The organism is Pantoea sp. BRR-3P (assembly GCF_039621635.1).
GTDB lineage: Bacteria > Pseudomonadota > Gammaproteobacteria > Enterobacterales > Enterobacteriaceae > Pantoea > Pantoea floridensis.
Genome location: NZ_CP155066.1, coordinates 2,579,152 through 2,598,877, shown reverse-complemented (window position 1 = coordinate 2,598,877; position 19,726 = coordinate 2,579,152). Strand labels below are relative to the sequence as shown.

Below are 19,726 nucleotides of genomic sequence, written 5' to 3'. Positions count from 1 at the left end.
CTGAACTGTAGCATGCAGGTAACAAAAAAGGCGACCAAAACTGGCCGCCTCGTAGCGATTATGATCAGGTTATTAACAACTTACTTATCGTTTTTAACCAAGCCATCGAGGAAACGTTCGGCATCCAGTGCTGCCATACAACCGGTGCCAGCGGAAGTGATCGCCTGACGATAGATATGGTCCATAACATCACCGGCAGCGAACACCCCAGGAATACTGGTTTGCGTGGCATTGCCGTGCAAGCCGGACTGCACTTTGATATAGCCATTTTCTAAATCCAGCTGACCATCAAAAATCGCAGTATTTGGGCTGTGGCCGATGGCGACAAAGAGTCCCGCGACGTCGAGGGACTCTGATGCCTCGCCTTGCGTCGACAGCAGTTTTACCCCCGTTACGCCCATTTGATCGCCAACCACTTCGTCGAGTGTACGGTTGGTGTGCAAAACGATATTGCCACTGCGTACTTTTTCCATCAGACGATCGATGAGAATTTTTTCGGCGCGGAAGCTATCGCGCCGGTGAATCAGATGTACTTCAGCAGCGATATTTGCCAGATAGAGGGCTTCCTCAACCGCGGTGTTACCCCCGCCTATCACGGCAACTTTCTGATTGCGATAGAAGAAACCATCGCAGGTGGCGCAGGCTGAGACGCCTTTACCTTTGAAGGCCTCTTCAGACGGTAAGCCGAGATAGCGTGCTGATGCGCCTGTCGCAATGATCAACGCGTCCGCTGTGTATTCTCCGCTATCTCCCACCAGACGGAACGGGCGGTTCTGTAGATCAACGGTATGAATATGGTCAAAAATGATCTCGGTGTTGAACTTTTCGGCATGCTCTTGCATGCGTTCCATCAGCGCTGGCCCCGTCAGGTCGTTGGGATCGCCCGGCCAGTTTTCTACGTCGGTAGTGGTGGTGAGCTGGCCGCCTTTTTCCAGTCCGGTAATTAAAACCGGGTTCAGATTAGCGCGCGCTGCATAAACCGCAGCGGTATAACCGGCAGGACCGGAGCCCAGAATGAGCAGCTTACTGTGTTTGGCCGTACTCATACGTTCCTCAATATTTTTGACAACATAGTTTTTGATTGTAGGGAAATTAACGCTGCAAAAAAAGGTTTCAGCAATTTTGTTAACAATCACTGCAAATGGCGTAGACGATGAGCGGAGATTCTGCACGCGCGTTGCGCTAAAAGGGGGCAATGCTCGGCAATTAGTGGTGCAGCAGCATAAAAATTCTCATTTAAAAACAGCAACCCAGATCTCTATCTGGCATCTTGTACTGAATTTGGATGTTTTACTTTGACAATCGCCTGCGCTTTTGCGAAAACATTGGGAGAAGCAGAGAATATTTAGCGATTCGAAACAGAATTTCCTTTCTGTTTTGGGCTTTTTAGCCGAATAAACTCAGCCTGACATTGGTAATGACGCATGGTGTGGACAGACAACATGCGTCATACGGATGGATGCATCACTGCACAGGCTTAATGTCTTCACTTCAGTAAGGCCCTGAACAATGAGCGTTTTCAGGGTGTGGCAGGTAAAGGGAAGGAATTAAGAGAGACAATAATAATGGTAGACAATAAGAAACGCCCCGGAAAAGATTTAGATCGTATCGACAGAAATATTCTGAATGAGCTGCAGAAAGACGGTCGTATTTCCAATGTCGAGCTATCGAAACGGGTTGGATTATCGCCGACACCTTGTCTTGAGCGCGTGCGTCGCCTGGAGCGTCAGGGCTTCATTCTGGGTTACACCGCTCAGCTCAACCCACATTATCTGGACGCTTCACTGCTGGTATTCGTTGAGATTACTCTGAATCGTGGCGCGCCTGATGTGTTTGAACAATTTAACGCCGCAGTGCAAAAACTTGAGGAAACTCAAGAGTGTCACCTGGTTTCAGGTGACTTTGACTACCTGCTGAAAACGCGCGTACCTGATATGTCCGCCTATCGTAAGCTGCTGGGCGAAACCTTGCTACGCCTGCCGGGCGTAAACGACACCCGTACCTACGTGGTGATGGAAGAGGTCAAACAGAGCAATCGTCTGGTGATCAAAACCCGGTAGTGCAGGGCAGGTGCAAAGCTTGCAGGATTTCGGTACACTCCTGTGAATTCATACAGGACCAGCGTCGGGCATGCCCGACGTTGTTGCCTTCTTAATTTACAGGCACCTGGAGAGTTCTCTTGAGCCAGGAATATACAGAAGATAAAGATGTTTCGTTACAACCGCTGAGCAGTGGACGTCGTCTACTGGAAGCGTTGCTCATTCTTGTGGCCTTGTTCGCCATCTATTTGATGGTGTCGCTGGTTAGTTTTAACCCTTCAGATCCAAGCTGGTCACAAACCGCATGGCACGAGCCCATCCATAATCTGGGTGGCAGCGTCGGCGCATGGCTGGCAGATACGCTGTTATTCATTTTCGGCGTGATGGCCTACGCCATTCCTCCGGTCATTATTGGTCTTTGTTGGATCACTTTCCGTCAGCGTGACCGCCAGGATTACATCGACTACTTTGCCGTTGGTCTGCGCCTGATTGGTGTGCTGGCATTAGTCGTGACGACTTGCGGTCTTGCTGCGCTGAACGTCGATGACATCTGGTATTTTGCCTCAGGCGGCGTTATTGGCAGCCTGGTAAGCAATGCCATGGCACCTTGGTTTAGTTCAGCGGGCGGCACGCTGACGCTGCTGTGTGTATGGGCGGCAGGCATCACGCTGTATACCGGTTGGTCCTGGCTGACTATCGCTGAAAGAATCGGCGGTGTCGTGATGGGCGTTCTGACGTTTGCCAGTAATCGCTCACGACATGAAGAACCGTGGCAGGAAGAGGAGTATGACGACGAGGAGCAGTCTGATGATGTGCCGGTTTCATTGCCTGCAGCTCAGTTTGAAAGCGCAGACGATGATGTATTGTTGGCGAAACCCCGCAAAATTAGCGAACCCGTTACAGAAGCTTTAGGTGATGATCCGCTGCTGGCCAAAGCCAGTGCCGCAACTGCCGCTGCAATTGCTGTCACCACGCAAGCCGCACAACAAGCGCCAGCAGCCGCGCAGCCAGGGAACAGCGCGTCCGTAGAACCTGCGCCTGTACCACGTTCTGTTGAACCCGTGCCAGCGTCGACTTTTGCTCCCGAGCCCGTTACTGCGACACCGGAACCGGTCGTGCAATCCTCGACACCGCGTTATCGCTTCGAAGTGCCAAATGAACCGGTGCCTTCACCCTTTTCACCTGCAGAGGATGACGAAGGCCCAAGCATGGGAAACTGGCAGGATGCAGCCCCGTCTTCAGCGCCATTAAATACCGCCGCTGCCGCATCATTGGCCGCGGGGGCGATAAAAACGGCGTCATCAACTTCGGCCTACTCGCCAGCATTTGATATCGTGCCCGAGCGTGATTACAACCCGCAAGTGAAGCAGGGCATTGGCCCAGAATTGCCGCGTCCGAACAAAGTCAAATTACCAACGCGTCGTGAATTGGCGTCGTATGGTATTAAGCTGCCTTCACAACGTATGGCGGAAGAGCAGGCAAAAGAAGCTGAACAGCAGCAGCCTGAGGTGACGGCCAGCTATAGCGCGACGTCGCATGAGGATGATGTTGCGTTACAGGAAGCGCAATTGCGTGAGGCCTTCCAGTCTCAGCAGCAGAATCGTTATGGTGAAAGCTGGCAGAATGTGGCTGAGCCCGAAGATGAAGATGCGTTGCAGCAAGCGCAACTTGCTCGTCAGTTTGCCGATCAGCAGCAGCAACGCTATAACGAACCTGCGGAAAAGGAGACTCCAGTCTTTAATCTGGATACGTCTTCTGCCTTTGATTTCTCACCAATGAAAGATTTGGTTGATGATAGCCCAAGCGAGCCGCTGTTCACGCTTTCTGCAGCTCCAGAGGCTGAAGAGCCAGCGCATTGGCAGCAACCTGAGCCGTCACAACCTAAACCGATGCCTTCATTGAGTGAAGAAAGCAGCCCCTGGTCTTCGCCCGAGCAGGAAGCGTATTCTGCGCCGGCGGCCCCCGTAAAACCTGCCGCGCCGGTTCAGGACAGTTTGTTCCACCCGTTCCTGGTTCGCCATGAGCAGCCGCTGGAAAGACCGTCTACGCCGCTGCCAACATTGGATTTGCTCACGCCGCCGCCATCAGAGGAAGAACCCGTTGATATGTTTGCGCTCGAGCAAACGGCGCGTTTGGTTGAAGCGCGACTGGCCGATTATCGTGTGAAGGCCGAAGTCGTTGGTATTTCACCGGGCCCAGTTATTACCCGTTTCGAACTCGATTTGGCGCCGGGCGTTAAGGCTTCACGCATCTCAAATCTGTCGCGAGACCTGGCCCGCTCACTCTCTGCCGTCGCAGTACGCGTAGTGGAAGTGATCCCCGGTAAACCTTACGTTGGGCTTGAGTTACCTAATAAACATCGTCAAACCGTTTATCTGCGCGAAGTGCTGGATTGCCCTAAGTTCCGTGAAAATCCTTCTCCGCTTGCGGTGGTGTTGGGTAAAGACATCGCTGGCCAGCCGGTCGTGGCTGATTTGGCGAAAATGCCTCACTTACTGGTTGCTGGTACTACCGGTTCCGGTAAATCAGTGGGCGTTAACACCATGATCATCAGTATGTTGTATAAAGCTACCCCGGAAGAGGTGCGCTTTATCATGATCGACCCCAAAATGCTGGAGTTGTCAGTCTATGAAGGCATTCCGCATCTGCTGACCGAAGTCGTTACCGATATGAAAGATGCGGCGAATGCGCTGCGCTGGAGTGTAGGTGAGATGGAGCGTCGCTATAAGCTGATGTCAGCATTGGGCGTGCGTAACCTTGCGGGTTACAACGAAAAGATTGAGCAAGCTGCAGCGATGGGCCGACCAATCCCCGATCCATTCTGGAAGCCGGGCGATAGTATGGATACCACGCCACCGGTACTGGAAAAACTGCCGTACATTGTGGTGTTGGTCGATGAATTTGCCGATCTGATGATGGCCGTGGGTAAGAAAGTCGAGGAGTTGATTGCTCGTCTGGCACAGAAAGCGCGTGCGGCGGGTATTCACCTGGTGCTGGCGACGCAGCGTCCTTCAGTTGACGTCATCACCGGTCTGATCAAAGCCAACATTCCAACACGTATTGCCTTTACAGTTTCCAGTAAGATTGATTCACGCACCATTCTTGATCAGGGTGGCGCGGAATCACTGTTGGGGATGGGTGACATGCTCTACATGCCGCCTAACTCCTCCATGCCTGTGCGTGTGCACGGTGCGTTTGTACGCGATCAGGAAGTGCATGCAGTGGTTCAGGACTGGAAAGCACGTGGTCGTCCGCAGTACATCGAGAGTATCACCGCCGGTGAAGAGAGCGAGGGCGCTGCGGGTGGGATGATGGGCGATGAAGAGTTAGATCCGCTGTTCGACCAGGCCGTCTCTTTCGTGGTGGAAAAACGGCGTGCATCAATCTCCGGAGTTCAGCGCCAATTCCGCATTGGTTATAACCGTGCAGCGCGCATCATCGAGCAGATGGAAGCGCAAGGCATTGTTTCTGAACCAGGACACAATGGTAACCGCGAAGTGCTTTCGCCGCCGCCACACGAGATGTAATTTCTGCATACAGTTGTTTGCTCATGGGCCAGTTAATGCTGGCCCATTGTTTATCTGTTGGTCGATCCCCATATTTTCGGGAGCTTTCGGCTTTTTCTCCTGTCGAAGAGACAAGGCGGCAACTACGTTTAATATTGTAAGTGTCGGGAAACAATGAATAAGGAATCGAATCAGATGAAATTACGCGTTATTGCCTGCGGCCTATTGGCCAGTTTTGTTTCCGCTTCAGCTTTGGCGGATGCGTCTAGCGATTTACAACAGCGTCTGAATAAAGTGAACAGCTTCCACGCCAGCTTTAGTCAGAAAGTGACTGATGGCAGCGGTGCGAATGTGCAGGACGGTGAAGGCGAACTTTGGGTCAAACGCCCGAGTCTGTTTAACTGGCACATGACTGCGCCAGACGAAAGCGTAATTATTTCTGATGGTAAGAACCTGTGGTTCTATAATCCATTCGTTGAGCAAGCGAGTGTCAGCCTGCTGCAAAATGCCGCGAGTAATACCCCGTTTATGCTTATTGCTCGTAATCAGCCAAGTGACTGGAAGCAATACAATATCTCGCAGAAAGGCGATAACTTCGAGCTGACTCCAAAAAGTAGTGACGGCAATCTTAAGCAGTTCACTATCAATGTTACCTCCTCCGGCACAATCAATAAGTTCAGTGCTGTTGAGCAAGATGGTCAGCACAGCGATTATCAGCTAAAAAGTCAGAATAATGGCGCAATTAGCCCGGATAAATTCACCTTTACTCCGCCAAAAGGAGTAACGGTGGACGATCAACGACAATGAGGTAATGGTGAGTAATCTGTCTCTGGATTTTGCCCCATCAAATGAGTTTCAACCGCTGGCCGCACGCATGCGGCCGGCTACGTTGCAACAATATATTGGGCAGCAGCATCTGCTGGCGCCTGGCAAACCACTGCCGCGCGCCATTGAGGCAGGACATCTGCATTCAATGATTTTATGGGGACCACCAGGGACAGGTAAAACAACGCTCGCAGAAATTATTGGTCATTATGGCAAAGCCGATGTGGAGCGCATCTCTGCCGTGACCTCTGGTGTCAAAGAGATACGTGAAGCCATTGAGCGAGCACGTCAAAATCGACAGGTGGGACGGCGTACTATTCTGTTTGTCGATGAAGTGCATCGCTTCAATAAAAGCCAGCAGGATGCTTTCCTTCCACACATCGAAGACGGCACGATAACCTTTATTGGTGCCACGACAGAAAACCCCTCATTTGAGCTGAACTCGGCGCTGCTTTCGCGTGCGCGCGTATATTTACTCAAATCTCTTACCACGGCCGACATTGAGCAGGTTTTGCTGCAAGCCATGCAAGATGACGATCGCGGTTACGGTAAGAGCGATATTCTGCTACCGGATAATACGCGTCGCATGATTGCCGAGCTGGTGAACGGTGATGCACGGCGTGCGTTGAACACGCTGGAAATGATGGCGGATATGGCAGAGAACAATGCGCAAGGCCAGCGTGAACTAACGCCACAACTGCTCAATGAAGTATCAGGTGAAAGGGCGGCGCGCTTTGATAATAAAGGCGACCGTTTCTACGATTTGATTTCCGCCTTGCATAAATCTGTTCGTGGCTCTGCACCGGATGCTGCGCTTTATTGGTATGCCCGTATCATCACTGCAGGTGGCGATCCTCTGTATGTCGCACGTCGTTTGCTGGCTATCGCTTCGGAAGATGTCGGCAACGCCGATCCACGAGGCATGCAGGTTGCGCTTGCTGCCTGGGATTGCTTCACTCGCGTTGGTCCTGCTGAAGGCGAGCGAGCTATTGCACAAGCTATTGTTTACCTCGCCAGCGCCCCCAAAAGTAATGCCGTTTACACCGCTTTCAAAGCAGCGATGCGTGATGCGCGCGAATTTCCAGATTATGATGTGCCGGAACATTTACGCAATGCTCCAACCAAGTTGATGAAAGAGATGGGACTGGGCAAAGAGTATCGCTACGCACATGATGAAACCAACGCCTATGCGGCCGGGGAAGTCTATTTTCCACCTGAAATGGCTAAGACGCGATATTACCAACCTACCAATCGCGGGCTTGAAGGAAAAATTGGTGAAAAACTCGCCTGGCTCGCTGAGCAGGATCAAAATAGCCCGATAAAACGCTACCGCTGATAAACACCTTACGGTAAGGTGAGCAAGGATTTCATTGCATTCCATAGGGATGCGTCCCGCCTTTCATTCAATCAACCTTTTATTACACAGGATTAGCATGCTCGATCCCAACCTGCTGCGTAATGAGCCAGACGCAGTCGCAGAAAAACTGGCACGCCGAGGATTCAAACTGGATGTGGAAACGTTACGTTCGCTCGAAGAGCGTCGTAAAGTCTTGCAGGTAGAAACTGAAAATCTACAGGCTGAGCGTAACTCCCGATCCAAATCCATCGGTCAGGCCAAAGCACGTGGGGAAGATATCGAGCCGCTGCGTCAGGAAGTGAACGCACTGGGCGAACGCCTGGATGCGGCTAAAGCAGAACTGGATGTCCTGCAGAATGAAATTCGTGATTTTGCTCTCGCGTTGCCAAATTTGCCGGTTGATGAAGTTCCACTGGGTAAAGATGACAGTGAGAATCAGGAAATCAGCCGTTGGGGACAGCCGCGTCAGTTTGATTTCCCGGTAAAAGATCACGTCGAGCTGGGTGAGGCCGCCAAAGGCCTGGATTTTGCCGCAGCGGTAAAACTGACCGGCTCACGTTTCATTGTGATGCAAGGGCAAATCGCGCGTCTGCATCGTGCGCTGAGCCAATTTATGCTGGATCTTCATACGCAGCAGCACGGTTATCTCGAAACCTATGTTCCGTATCTGGTGAATCAGGAAACGTTATTTGGTACCGGGCAGTTGCCCAAGTTTGGTGAAGACCTGTTCCATACCAAACCTTTGGGTGAAGAAGCGGGAAGCAGTAATTATGCTCTGATCCCAACGGCGGAAGTGCCACTGACTAATCTGGTGCGTGATGAGATTGTTGAGGAAGAAGCGCTGCCAATTAAACTCACCGCGCACACGCCATGCTTCCGTTCAGAAGCGGGCTCATACGGACGCGATACGCGTGGTTTAATTCGTATGCACCAGTTCGACAAAGTTGAGATGGTGCAGATTGTTGCGCCTGAAACCTCAATGGATGCACTCGAAGAGCTAGTCGGCCATGCAGAGAAAGTGCTGCAGCTGCTGAATCTACCTTACCGCAAAGTGTTGCTATGTACGGGTGATATGGGCTTTGGTTCAGCCAAAACATACGACCTGGAAGTGTGGTTACCTGCGCAGGATACCTATCGCGAAATCTCATCATGTTCCAACATGGGTGATTTCCAGGCGCGCCGTATGCAGGCGCGCTGCCGCAGTAAAACCGACAAAAAGCCACGTTTGTTGCATACCCTTAACGGTTCAGGCTTAGCGGTTGGCCGTACCTTGGTTGCGGTGCTGGAAAATTATCAGCAAGCTGATGGCCGTATTGAGGTACCTGAAGTGTTGCGCCCCTACATGGGTGGCCTGGAATTTGTAGGCTAATTAACACTCTGATATACAAACCCGGCAATGCCGGGTTTTTTTATAACTTAAGCGGTAAAATAATTATTTTTTAGTCGAAATTAATCACAAATAAACGTTATCGACATTATTTGCATGCCAATGGCTAAAAACACTAAATTCAAGTAGATAGATATCCACTCAAGACCGTTCTTATCTCTTCTAACCTGCTGAAGATAAGAAAAATAAATTGTTCCGCAGCAAATCGTGCTGCGACTATTTTTTGCACGTTGACTTTACATTAGCGGATGGCAAACTGCGCGCAATTATCTTCATCTCTTTTGGTTTTACTCCCTATGTCAACCTGGTCGCGCCCCGTCGTTTTGCTGCTCTGTGGCTTAATGCTTATGACGGTGTCTATCGCTGTGCTCAATACGCTGGTACCGCTATGGCTTACTCACGATCTGCTGCCAACCTGGCAAGTCGGTATGGCGAGCTCATCGTATTACACCGGTAATTTGCTGGGCACTCTGTTGGCTGGCTGGTTGATCAATCGTTATGGTTTTAATCGCTGCTTCTATCTGGCCAGTGTTCTGTTTGCCTTGGCGACCATGGGTATGGTACTGCTTGATGGGTTCTACAGCTGGACGATGCTGCGTTTCACCGCAGGTGTAGGTTGTGCATTGATTTGGGTTGTCGTGGAAAGTGCTTTGTTGTGCAGCGGTACCGTACGTAATCGGGGCCAACTGCTCGCTGCTTACATGATCATCTACTATCTGGGGACTGTCGCTGGCCAGTTGCTGGTCAGCCGTGTCTCTACAGAGCTGCTGCATGTTATTCCGTGGGTTACTGCTCTGATTATCTGTGCTGTATTACCGGTGGTTTTTGTACAGGTTACTGTCACTGCGGCAACCGAAGAGGCATCAACTGGGCGCATCTGGATTATGCTGCGCCGTCGCAGTTCTCGTTTAGGAATTAATGGCTGCATCATTTCCGGTATCGTTCTGGGTTCTTTATATGGCCTGATGCCACTTTATCTGTCTCATCAGGGCATGAGCGATGCTACCGTCGGTTATTGGATGGCGCTGCTAGTCAGCTCAGGCATTATTGGCCAATGGCCGGTTGGACGTCTTGCCGACCGTTTCGGACGTCTGATGGTACTGCGCGTGCAGGTTTTTGTGGTCATTTTGGGGGCTATCGCCATGCTTAGCGGTGCCGCGATGGCACCAGCGCTGTTCGTACTCGGTCTTGCTGGTTTTACGCTCTATCCGGTGGCGATGTCATGGGCATGTGAAACTGTGGCCCACCATGAGCTGGTGGCGATGAATCAGGCCTTACTCTTCAGCTATACCGTAGGAAGCTTAGTGGGACCCGGGATGACCGCGCTACTGATGCAGAATTACTCTGATCGTCTACTGTTTGTGATGATTGCTGCTGTCGCGCTGGTTTATTTGGTTATGCTGTTGCGTAAGGCCGATCATCAGGCAACGCCCGTTGCCCATGCGTAACGTAATCAACATATTAAAAAGGGGAGCCAATGTGGCTCCCCTTTTATTTTACGTTTAGTACATCACTTCGTGACCGTAGCTGGCGAGAATATTCTTTACTCGCTCCATAGTTTCTTTGCTCGGCGGCTTAACGCCGTCTAACTTGTACTCTTCACCCATGGCAATCCATTTGTGTTTGCCTAATTCGTGGTAGGGAAGGAGTTCAATCTTTTCGATGTTATCCATATCTTTGGTGAACTCGCCCAGACGGTGAACAGAATCATCATCATCGGAGTAACCGGGTACGACGACAAAACGAATCCAGGTGCGCTTACCCTTCTTCTGCAAATAACGTGCAAAATCCAGCGTGCGATGATTGGAAACACCGACCAGAATCTGATGCACATCATCGTTAATCTGTTTCAGGTCGAGCATCACTAAATCAGTGGCTTCCAGAAGTTCATCAATTACCGGGTCGTAACGGCGAACAAAGCCATTCGTGTCCAGGCAAGTATGGATCCCTTCTGCCTGGCAGGCGCGAAACCAGTCTCGTACAAATTCGGCTTGTAAAATCGCCTCACCACCTGATGCCGTAACGCCACCGCCTGATGCATTCATAAAGTGACGATAGGAGAGGACATCCTTCATCAACTCATCAACGGTGATTTCCTTACCGCCATGCGTATCCCAGGTATCGCGATTATGGCAGTAAAGGCAGCGCATCAGACAGCCCTGGAAAAAGGTGATAAACCGTATGCCTGGGCCGTCAACGGTACCGCAGGATTCAAAAGAGTGGATACGACCGATGGTTGACATTGCGATGTATTCTCCAGGTAAGCCTGAGTATCAGGCAGCACAATCTTTGTTGTGCTTAAAGTGAAAGTCGATTTTGCCAGATTGCCGGAACAAGCAAGCTGGCAAAACAGACTTGTGAAGAAAAGGCCCCCGCAGGAGCCTTTAATCTTAGCGAAAAGCGATTACAACGACTGAGTGAAAGTACGAGTAATTACATCTTTCTGCTGCTCTTTAGTGAGCGAGTTGAAGCGAACAGCGTAACCAGATACACGGATGGTTAACTGAGGATAGTTCTCAGGATGTTCCATTGCATCCAGCAACATCTCACGGTTCATCACGTTGACGTTAAGGTGCTGGCCGCCCTCAATGTTGGCTTCGTGATGGAAATAACCATCCATCAGGCCAGCAAGGTTGGTTTTACGCACGTTATCATCTTTACCCAGCGCATTTGGCACGATGGAGAAGGTATAAGAGATACCGTCTTTAGCGTAAGCGAACGGCAGTTTCGCGACTGAAGTCAGTGATGCAACGGCACCTTTCTGGTCACGACCATGCATTGGGTTAGCACCTGGTCCGAATGGCGCACCAGCACGGCGGCCATCTGGGGTATTACCGGTTTTCTTGCCGTAAACCACGTTAGAAGTAATGGTCAGTACCGACTGGGTTGGAACCGCGTTACGGTAGGTTTGCAGTTTCTGAATTTTCTTCATGAAACGCTCAACCAGATCGCAAGCCATGTCATCAACACGCGAGTCATTGTTACCGAACTGCGGATATTCGCCTTCAATTTCGAAGTCTACCGCTAAGCCATCAGCATCACGGATGGTTTTAACTTTGGCATACTTAATTGCAGACAGGGAATCAGCCGCAACCGATAGGCCAGCGATACCACAGGCCATGGTGCGATAGACGTCGCGGTCATGCAGCGCCATGAGTGAAGCTTCATAGCTGTACTTATCGTGCATGTAGTGAATGATGTTCAGGGAAGTGACGTACTGTTTCGCCAGCCAATCCATGAAATGATCCAGGCGAGCCATTACGGTATCGTAATCGAGCACTTCGTCAGTGATTGGCGCTTCTTTCGGGCCAACCTGCATTTTCAGTTTCTCATCCACACCGCCGTTGATTGCGTACAGCAGTGTTTTTGCCAGGTTGGCACGCGCACCGAAGAATTGCATCTGTTTGCCGACAATCATCGGGCTCACACAGCAGGCGATAGCATAGTCATCGTTATCAAAATCAGGACGCATCAGGTCATCATTTTCATACTGCAATGAAGAGGTATCGATGGAGACTTTTGCTGCGTATTTTTTAAAGTTAACCGGCAGTTTTTCTGACCACAGAATGGTCATGTTAGGTTCCGGAGATGGACCCATAGTGTACAGCGTGTTCAGGAAACGGAAGGTACTTTTGGTGACCAGCGTACGGCCATCTACGCCCATGCCTGCCAGCGATTCTGTCGCCCAGATTGGGTCACCTGAGAACAGCTCATCGTATTCAGGGGTACGCAGGAAACGCACCATACGCAGTTTCATCACCAGATGGTCAATCAGTTCCTGTGCAGCTTCTTCGGTGAGCTTACCTGCTTGAATATCGCGATCGATGTAAACATCAAGGAAAGTGGATACGCGACCAAAGGACATTGCCGCACCGTTCTGCGATTTCACTGCCGCCAGGTAGCCGTAATAGGTCCACTGTACTGCTTCTTGTGCGTTCGTGGCTGGCAGAGAGATATCCGAACCATATTTTGCCGCCATCTCTTTAATCTGGCCCAGCGCACGATGCTGTTCAGAGATCTCTTCACGCAAACGGATGGTGGCTTCCAGATTAACGCCATTCTCCATGTCACTTTGCAGTGAATTGAACTGCGCTACCTTATCTTTCATCAGGTAGTCGATGCCGTACAGCGCAACGCGACGATAGTCACCAATGATACGGCCACGGCCATAAGCATCTGGCAAGCCGGTCAATACACCTGATTTACGGCAGCGCATGATATCTGGAGTATAAACATCGAAAACACCCTGGTTATGGGTTTTACGATAATCTGTAAAGACTTTTTTCAGCGCTGGGTCCAGCTCGCGGCCATAAACCTTACAAGAACCTTCAACCATTTTGATGCCGCCAAACGGTATGATGGCACGTTTAAGAGGCGCTTCAGTTTGCAGACCGACGATTTTTTCCAGCGATTTGTTAATGTAACCGGCGTCGTGAGAAGTAATGGTTGATGCCAGGTCGGTATCAAAATCAACCGGAGCATGGGTGCGGTTCTCAATTTTGATGCCTTCAAGCACGCTATCCCACAATTTAGTGGTTGCCGGAGTCGCACCGGCCAGGAAGGACTCATCGCCTTCATACGGTGTATAGTTTTTCTGGATAAAATCACGGACGTTGACACTATTCTGCCATTCGCCGGCGCTAAATCCTTCCCAGGCTGACGCCATTTTTTCATTCAGTTCGGACATGATATACCTGCCTTATTTAGGGAGACTTTGACGATGGCGCGCTAACTCAGCACGCCCGTATCAATTAATTAATGCACCGACTCATTGCCGCGCAGATAAATTACCCAGTAGGTCAAACCGACGAGCAATCCTCCGCCAATAATGTTGCCGATGGTCACTGGAATGAGGTTGTTAAGAATAAAATCGCTAATACTGAGTGCTGGAAATTGTGCTGCACTTGCCCCGGCCATTTGCCAGAACTCAGGGCTGGCAAAATCACGAATAACAATGGCCATCGGAATCAGGAACATGTTGGCGATACTGTGTTCGAAGCCAGAAGCAACAAACATCGCGACGGGTAAGATCATCGCGAACATCTTATCCATTAAGCTGCGGCCGGAATAACTCATCCAGACAGCCAGACAAACCAATAGGTTAGCCAGCGTACCAAGACAGACAGCTTCAATAAAGGTGTGATGCATTTTATGGTCGGCCGTTTGCAGAACATTTAAGCCCCAGGCTCCATTCGCCACCATGTGTTCACCAGCGAACCAAATTAGTGCCACGAAGAACAACGCGCCAAACAGGTTGCCGACATAGACGTTTAACCAATGTCGACCCAGTTGCAGCCAGGTAATACGTCCGCTAGCTTTAGCCACCACGATCAGTACGGTCGAGGTGAAGAGATCCGCACCGCATACAACGACCAACATTAAACCTAATGAAAAACACACACCGCCGATGAGCTTGGCTACACCATAGGGTATCGCTCCACTACCGGTTGTCGCAGTGATGTAGAAAACAAAAGCAATTGAAATAAATACGCCAGCAGTGATGGCCAGGAAGAAAGTGGTTAAAGGGTGTTTTGTTGCTTTATAAATGCCGGCCTCTTCTGCAACTTTCGCCATGGCTGCCGGTAATAATGAATTAAAAGGGTTGTCAGCTTTCACACTAACGCTCTCCAAAAATTGCCTGTAAAGATACTAACAAAGGAGTATAGGTCAGAAATTGACATGGATCATATTTGCCAGAAGGGTAGGTAGTAAGCGAAACGTTTTGGAGTGAAATTTTTAGTTAAGCACCTGAATATAAATGAATAAATAATTTTTAATTTATGCGAAATAAGTTGAATGACTATCTATTTCTTACTGTGAATTGTTAAATTACATTAATAAATAAAGCTCAATTGTTATTTATTTTTCGACAAAACGGCTGCTGAATTTGCATTATATAAAAATGGCACTGATTTCTTTCAGTGCCATTTACGTTTGAGCTAATCAGCATGTTTAAAAATTAAATAATGATGATTATTTTTGTGACCAATAACGACGCTTAGCGGCCTGCAGTTTTTCATAAGCTGCTAACAGTGATTGATGCGCAGGGAACGCTTTCAAATCCAGGTCTACAGCTTGCAATCCATAGAATGGTGCTTCGCCGCTGATTGCCGCGGAAGCCGCATCAACAGCTGATTCGCCATACATACGAATAAAGGCGCGATGATATTGAAGCGGATCGCGTTCTTCTTCCATCGCCAGCAGCAGCAGAGTTTGCAGGCAACGGTAATAGTTAGCGCGCTCTTCGCTGAAGATCGACTGATTGAATTCCATTGTCCATTCAGTCCAAATCAACGCCTGGTCCAAATCACCACCGGCCAGAGCCAGCATCGCTTTTAACTCACCAATACGCAGTGTGTACCAGCCATTGTCTTTGCCCGATGCCAGACCTAATAACTCGCGCACGCGGGTAAAATCATCGTGACCTTCTTCATCCAACTGCTCGATAAGCTCGAGGTAGGCTTCAGGTTCCCATTGGCTTTCTGGTAATGCGAGCAAGGTCTCACGCAGCGATGCGCCCATGCTGTTATTAGCTAATAAAAGATCCTCAGCAGGATAGATATCGGACATGCCAGGCACGATGATGCGACAGGCGTAAACGCTCAAATGCTCGTAATCAGCGATATACACTTCTTTATCTTCCGCACGGAAGATTGCCATTAGTGTATCGAACTCTTCCTGAGTTGTACCCGCAAAGCTCCAGTCGACAAAGGGATAATCCGCATCGTCTTTAAACAGATCCCAGGAAATCAGGCCGCTGGAATCGATGAAATGCGTTTCGAGATTCGCGTGCTCTGCAACTTCTTCATCATCAAAAGTAGGTGGCGTAAAGACATCGAGATCTTTCAGACCACGACCCTGCAATAGTTCAGTTACGGTACGCTCCAGCGCAACGCCGAAGTCTGGATGTGCACCGAACGAGGCGAAGCAGGTGCCGTTTTTGGGATTAAATAGCACAACGCAAATAACCGGATATTTGCCACCCAACGAAGCGTCATAGGAGAAGATGGGGAAACCTTCAGCTTCAAGACGTTCTATCGCTTCAATCACGCCCGGATAGCGTTGCATCACCGCTTCAGGAATCTCTGGCAGACTAATGGATTCTGCGATAATACGATTCTTGATATGGCGCTCAAACACTTCAGACAGCCCTTGCACGCGCGCTTCATTGGCGGTGTTACCCGCAGACATACCATTCGAAACGTACAGATTACCGATGATGTTCATCGGAATATAAACGGTTTGCTGATCTGATTGGCGGGTAAAAGGCAGGCCGCAAATACCGCGCTCGTTGTTGCCCGATTGCAGATCAATCAGTTCTGATGCACCCAGACTCTCTTCAGGATCGTAGAACTTGCGCAGACGCGCATCCAGAATGCCTTCCGGCAAGCTGTCATCTTGCGTGAGCGGGAACCATTTTTCATTTGGATAGTGAACGAAGTCACCGTTCGCAATAGATTTACCCAACCAAAAATCCGCGAAGAAATAGTTAGTTGAGAGGCGCTCAAAATATTCGCCCAGCGCTGAAGCCAGTGCCGCTTTTTTGCTGGCACCTTTGCCGTTCGTAAAGCACAGCGGGCAATCGCGATCGCGAATGTGCACTGACCAGACGTGTGGTACCGGGTTCAGCCAGGAAGCTTCTTCAATGTTGAAACCCAGGTCTTGCAGTTTCTGCTGAAAGCGGGCAATGGAATCTTCCAATGCGGCGTCTTTACCGGGGATAAACGTTTGCGTCATGATGGCGCTCTCTCAAGTCAATGGGGTGGGCGTAAAGCGCGCAATAATACGGGTTTTACGCATGCTTCGCTATTCAGTCCGCCAAATTTATCTCGGCATGATGATGGCGTATACGCCATCTGCCCTTCTGATTTTGACTTCAGGAAGCCGCCTCACAAAATTCCAAAGCTTAATGCATTTATGACATAAGCTGCGGTGGAGCCGGCTCTGGAAATGTGATCGCTGCCGGATTAATGATTGCAGCCATTCGGAGGCAATGATAAAACCGGGGAAGTATTCATAACCGTTCGATATGACAGTGGTGAGGGGAAATGACGCAGGTTTATAATTTTAGCTCCGGTCCGGCTATGCTGCCGGTGGAAGTGCTCCGTCGCGCAGAACAAGAACTGACAAACTGGCATGGATTAGGCACCTCGGTGATGGAAATAAGTCACCGCAGTAAAGAGTTTATTGCTGTCGCGGAAGCGGCCGAACAAGATTTTCGCGATCTGCTAAAGATCCCAGCCAACTACAAAGTTTTGTTCTGCCACGGCGGTGCGCGTGCGCAGTTCGCGGCGATCCCAGGAAACTTACTGGGTGACGCCAAAACTGCGGATTACATCGACGGCGGTTACTGGGCTCATAGTGCCATCAAAGAAGCCGAAAAATTCTGCGTACCCAATACTATTGATGTAAAAACCACGCGTAACGGTAAACGCGCTCTGTTGCCTATGCGCGAATGGCAGTTGAACGATGATGCGGCTTATGTTCATTTCTGCCCGAACGAAACCATTGATGGTATTGCTATTGATGAAGAACCCGATTTTGGCGATAAAGTTGTGGTTGCGGATCTCTCTTCAACTATTTTATCGCGTCCAATTGATATCAGCCGCTACGGCGTTATCTATGCCGGTGCGCAAAAAAATATCGGTCCGGCGGGTTTGACGCTAGTCGTTGTGCGTGAGGATCTGCTAGGTAAAGCACAGCGTTATGTGCCCTCAATTCTTGATTACAAAGTACTAGCTGAAAACGAATCAATGTTTAATACCCCGCCGACTTTTGCGTGGTATCTCTCTGGGCTGGTATTTAAATGGCTGAAAGAGAAGGGCGGTGTTGCTGAGATGGACAAGCTGAATCAATCTAAAGCCGATCTTTTATATGGCGTGATTGATAACAGTACGTTTTATCGCAACGATGTCGCAACCGAAAACCGCTCGCGTATGAACGTGCCATTCCAGCTTGCGGATTCGGCTCTGGATAAAGTGTTTCTTGAGGAGTCTCTCAACGCCGGTCTGCACGCGTTGAAAGGCCATCGCGTGGTTGGCGGTATGCGTGCATCGATCTACAATGCGATGCCGTTGGAAGGCGTTAAAACACTGACTGAATTTATGGTCGACTTCGAACGTCGCCACGGTTAATCCCTCTTTTCATGCCAGTCTGACTGGTATCAGGCCCCGTCACACGATGGGGTCTCGTATTTTCTGGAGATTTGGTTTCACATGCAGGACTCCCTGACTCTACAACCGATTACTCGCGTTGACGGCACGGTAAATTTGCCGGGTTCCAAAAGTGTTTCTAACCGCGCACTTTTGCTGGCTGCACTTGCAAAAGGCACTACGCGCCTGACCAATTTGCTTGATAGCGATGACGTCAAACATATGCTGAACGCGCTACATGCGTTAGGTGTCCAATTCACTCTCTCAGCCGATCGCACGGTGTGTGAAGTTGTAGGTAACGCTGGACCTTTGCAAGCAGAAAAATCGCTCGAGCTATTTCTCGGTAATGCAGGAACGGCAATGCGCCCATTGGCGGCTGCGCTGTGTTTGGGCCAGCAATCGGTAGTGTTGACTGGCGAACCGCGTATGAAAGAACGCCCGATTGGCCATCTGGTTGACGCACTGCGTCAGGGTGGGGCGAATATCGATTATCTGGAGCAGACCGACTATCCACCCGTGCGTCTCAATGGTGGATTTGTGGGCGGTGAAGTTAGCGTAGATGGCAGTGTTTCCAGCCAGTTCCTAACCGCATTGCTGATGACTGCACCGCTGGCAGAGCAAGATACTATTATCTCCATCAAAGGCGATTTGGTTTCCAAGCCCTATATCGACATCACGCTGCATCTGATGCGTAGTTTCGGCGTAGATGTTGATAACCAAAACTATCAGCGATTTGTCGTTCAGGGACAACAGCAGTACCTGTCGCCGGGTGAATACCTTGTGGAAGGTGATGCGTCTTCAGCCTCATATTTTCTCGCTGCGGCAGCCATTAAAGGTGGTACGGTGCGCGTGACGGGCATTGGTCGCAACAGCGTTCAAGGTGACATCCGTTTTGCAGATGTACTTGAAAAAATGGGCGCAGTGATTGAATGGGGAGATGACTACATCTCTTGCACACGTGGTTCACTTAACGCTATCGACATGGATATGAACCATATTCCCGATGCGGCGATGACTATTGCCACGACCGCTTTGTTCGCTCAAGGCACCACCCTGATGCGTAACATTTATAACTGGCGCGTGAAAGAGACCGATCGTCTGGCTGCCATGGCTACTGAATTGCGTAAAGTCGGCGCTGAAGTGGAAGAGGGACACGATTTTATTCGCGTTACACCACCTGAACAACTGCAGCATGCGGACATCGGTACGTATAACGATCACCGGATGGCAATGTGTTTCGCTCTTGTCGCGCTTTCCGATACGCCGGTAACGATCCTTGATCCCGGCTGTACGGCGAAAACCTTCCCGGACTATTTCCAGCAGCTGGCGAAAATTAGCCACGCTTCTTAATGACCCAGCCCGGTGCATCGTACCGGGCTTCTTTGTTCTCACCTGGCCTTATCAGGCGGAAATTTCTCTGAATCTGTCTATATTTCTAGCGCTGTCTAAGCTAAAGGGTA

The 19,726-nt window shown here is 50.0% G+C and carries 13 protein-coding genes; 8 read left to right on the top strand and 5 right to left on the bottom strand.

The features are described from left to right. Positions 1-80 precede the first annotated feature (80 nt). A complete protein-coding gene (gene trxB / locus AAGR08_RS12080) occupies positions 81-1,046 on the bottom strand; it encodes a thioredoxin-disulfide reductase (protein ID WP_345826977.1) in 966 nt (321 codons plus the stop codon). A gap of 519 nt (positions 1,047-1,565) precedes the next feature. Between trxB and lrp the strand changes: the two genes are divergently transcribed. The 6 genes from lrp (at position 1,566) to AAGR08_RS12050 (ending at position 10,562) form a co-directional block, all read left to right on the top strand. Then, positions 1,566-2,060 carry a leucine-responsive transcriptional regulator Lrp gene (gene lrp, locus AAGR08_RS12075; protein ID WP_006118610.1) on the top strand — a complete coding sequence of 165 codons (495 nt, stop codon included), beginning with the start codon at positions 1,566-1,568 and terminating at the stop codon, positions 2,058-2,060. A gap of 119 nt (positions 2,061-2,179) precedes the next feature. Beyond that, positions 2,180-5,566: a DNA translocase FtsK 4TM domain-containing protein gene (locus tag AAGR08_RS12070; protein ID WP_345826976.1), complete on the top strand. Its 3,387-nt coding sequence runs from the start codon at positions 2,180-2,182 to the stop codon at positions 5,564-5,566. A 174-nt stretch (positions 5,567-5,740) separates the two neighbouring features. Then, the gene (gene lolA / locus AAGR08_RS12065) at positions 5,741-6,352 is read left to right on the top strand and encodes an outer membrane lipoprotein chaperone LolA (RefSeq protein WP_097094376.1); all 612 of its coding nucleotides are present in this window, start codon (positions 5,741-5,743) and stop codon (positions 6,350-6,352) included. Positions 6,353-6,359: 7 nt separating this feature from the next. After that, complete coding sequence (locus AAGR08_RS12060) at positions 6,360-7,706, top strand: replication-associated recombination protein A (RefSeq protein WP_345826975.1); 1,347 nt, start codon at positions 6,360-6,362, stop codon at positions 7,704-7,706. A gap of 97 nt (positions 7,707-7,803) precedes the next feature. Continuing rightward, positions 7,804-9,096 (top strand): serine--tRNA ligase, encoded by a 1,293-nt coding sequence (serS, locus tag AAGR08_RS12055; protein ID WP_097094375.1) that lies wholly within the window; start codon positions 7,804-7,806, stop codon positions 9,094-9,096. Between the two features lie 314 nt (positions 9,097-9,410). Beyond that, positions 9,411-10,562 (top strand): MFS transporter, encoded by a 1,152-nt coding sequence (locus AAGR08_RS12050; protein WP_345826974.1) that lies wholly within the window; start codon positions 9,411-9,413, stop codon positions 10,560-10,562. Between the two features lie 54 nt (positions 10,563-10,616). Here the strand turns inward: AAGR08_RS12050 and pflA are convergent, their stop codons facing one another. The 4 genes from pflA to ycaO form a co-directional block, all read right to left on the bottom strand. Then, positions 10,617-11,357 carry a pyruvate formate lyase 1-activating protein gene (gene pflA, locus AAGR08_RS12045; protein ID WP_097094373.1) on the bottom strand — a complete coding sequence of 247 codons (741 nt, stop codon included), beginning with the start codon at positions 11,355-11,357 and terminating at the stop codon, positions 10,617-10,619. Between the two features lie 161 nt (positions 11,358-11,518). Beyond that, positions 11,519-13,801, bottom strand: a complete 2,283-nt coding sequence (gene pflB, locus AAGR08_RS12040) for a formate C-acetyltransferase (protein WP_097094372.1) — start codon at positions 13,799-13,801, stop codon at positions 11,519-11,521. Between the two features lie 68 nt (positions 13,802-13,869). Then, a complete protein-coding gene (gene focA, locus AAGR08_RS12035; RefSeq protein ID WP_345826973.1) occupies positions 13,870-14,730 on the bottom strand; it encodes a formate transporter FocA in 861 nt (286 codons plus the stop codon). 357 nt (positions 14,731-15,087) lie between these two features. Then, positions 15,088-16,851, bottom strand: a complete 1,764-nt coding sequence (ycaO, locus tag AAGR08_RS12030; protein WP_345826972.1) for a 30S ribosomal protein S12 methylthiotransferase accessory factor YcaO — start codon at positions 16,849-16,851, stop codon at positions 15,088-15,090. Between the two features lie 311 nt (positions 16,852-17,162). On the opposite strand from ycaO, the gene serC reads away from it, so the two are divergent. Further along, positions 17,163-18,248 (top strand): 3-phosphoserine/phosphohydroxythreonine transaminase, encoded by a 1,086-nt coding sequence (serC, locus tag AAGR08_RS12025; protein WP_345826971.1) that lies wholly within the window; start codon positions 17,163-17,165, stop codon positions 18,246-18,248. 81 nt (positions 18,249-18,329) lie between these two features. Beyond that, a complete protein-coding gene (gene aroA, locus AAGR08_RS12020) occupies positions 18,330-19,616 on the top strand; it encodes a 3-phosphoshikimate 1-carboxyvinyltransferase (protein WP_345826970.1) in 1,287 nt (428 codons plus the stop codon). Positions 19,617-19,726 lie beyond the last annotated feature (110 nt).

What these genes read in the sequence shown, in the direction of transcription:
- trxB (WP_345826977.1), bottom strand. Translation starts at nt 1,046, where the DNA reads ATGAGTACGGCCAAACACAGTAAGCTGCTCATTCTGGGCTCCGGTCCT.
- lrp (WP_006118610.1), top strand. Translation starts at nt 1,566, where the DNA reads ATGGTAGACAATAAGAAACGCCCCGGAAAAGATTTAGATCGTATCGAC.
- lolA (WP_097094376.1), top strand. Translation starts at nt 5,741, where the DNA reads ATGAAATTACGCGTTATTGCCTGCGGCCTATTGGCCAGTTTTGTTTCC.
- serS (WP_097094375.1), top strand. Translation starts at nt 7,804, where the DNA reads ATGCTCGATCCCAACCTGCTGCGTAATGAGCCAGACGCAGTCGCAGAA.
- AAGR08_RS12050 (WP_345826974.1), top strand. Translation starts at nt 9,411, where the DNA reads ATGTCAACCTGGTCGCGCCCCGTCGTTTTGCTGCTCTGTGGCTTAATG.
- pflA (WP_097094373.1), bottom strand. Translation starts at nt 11,357, where the DNA reads ATGTCAACCATCGGTCGTATCCACTCTTTTGAATCCTGCGGTACCGTT.
- pflB (WP_097094372.1), bottom strand. Translation starts at nt 13,801, where the DNA reads ATGTCCGAACTGAATGAAAAAATGGCGTCAGCCTGGGAAGGATTTAGC.
- ycaO (WP_345826972.1), bottom strand. Translation starts at nt 16,851, where the DNA reads ATGACGCAAACGTTTATCCCCGGTAAAGACGCCGCATTGGAAGATTCC.
- serC (WP_345826971.1), top strand. Translation starts at nt 17,163, where the DNA reads ATGACGCAGGTTTATAATTTTAGCTCCGGTCCGGCTATGCTGCCGGTG.
- aroA (WP_345826970.1), top strand. Translation starts at nt 18,330, where the DNA reads ATGCAGGACTCCCTGACTCTACAACCGATTACTCGCGTTGACGGCACG.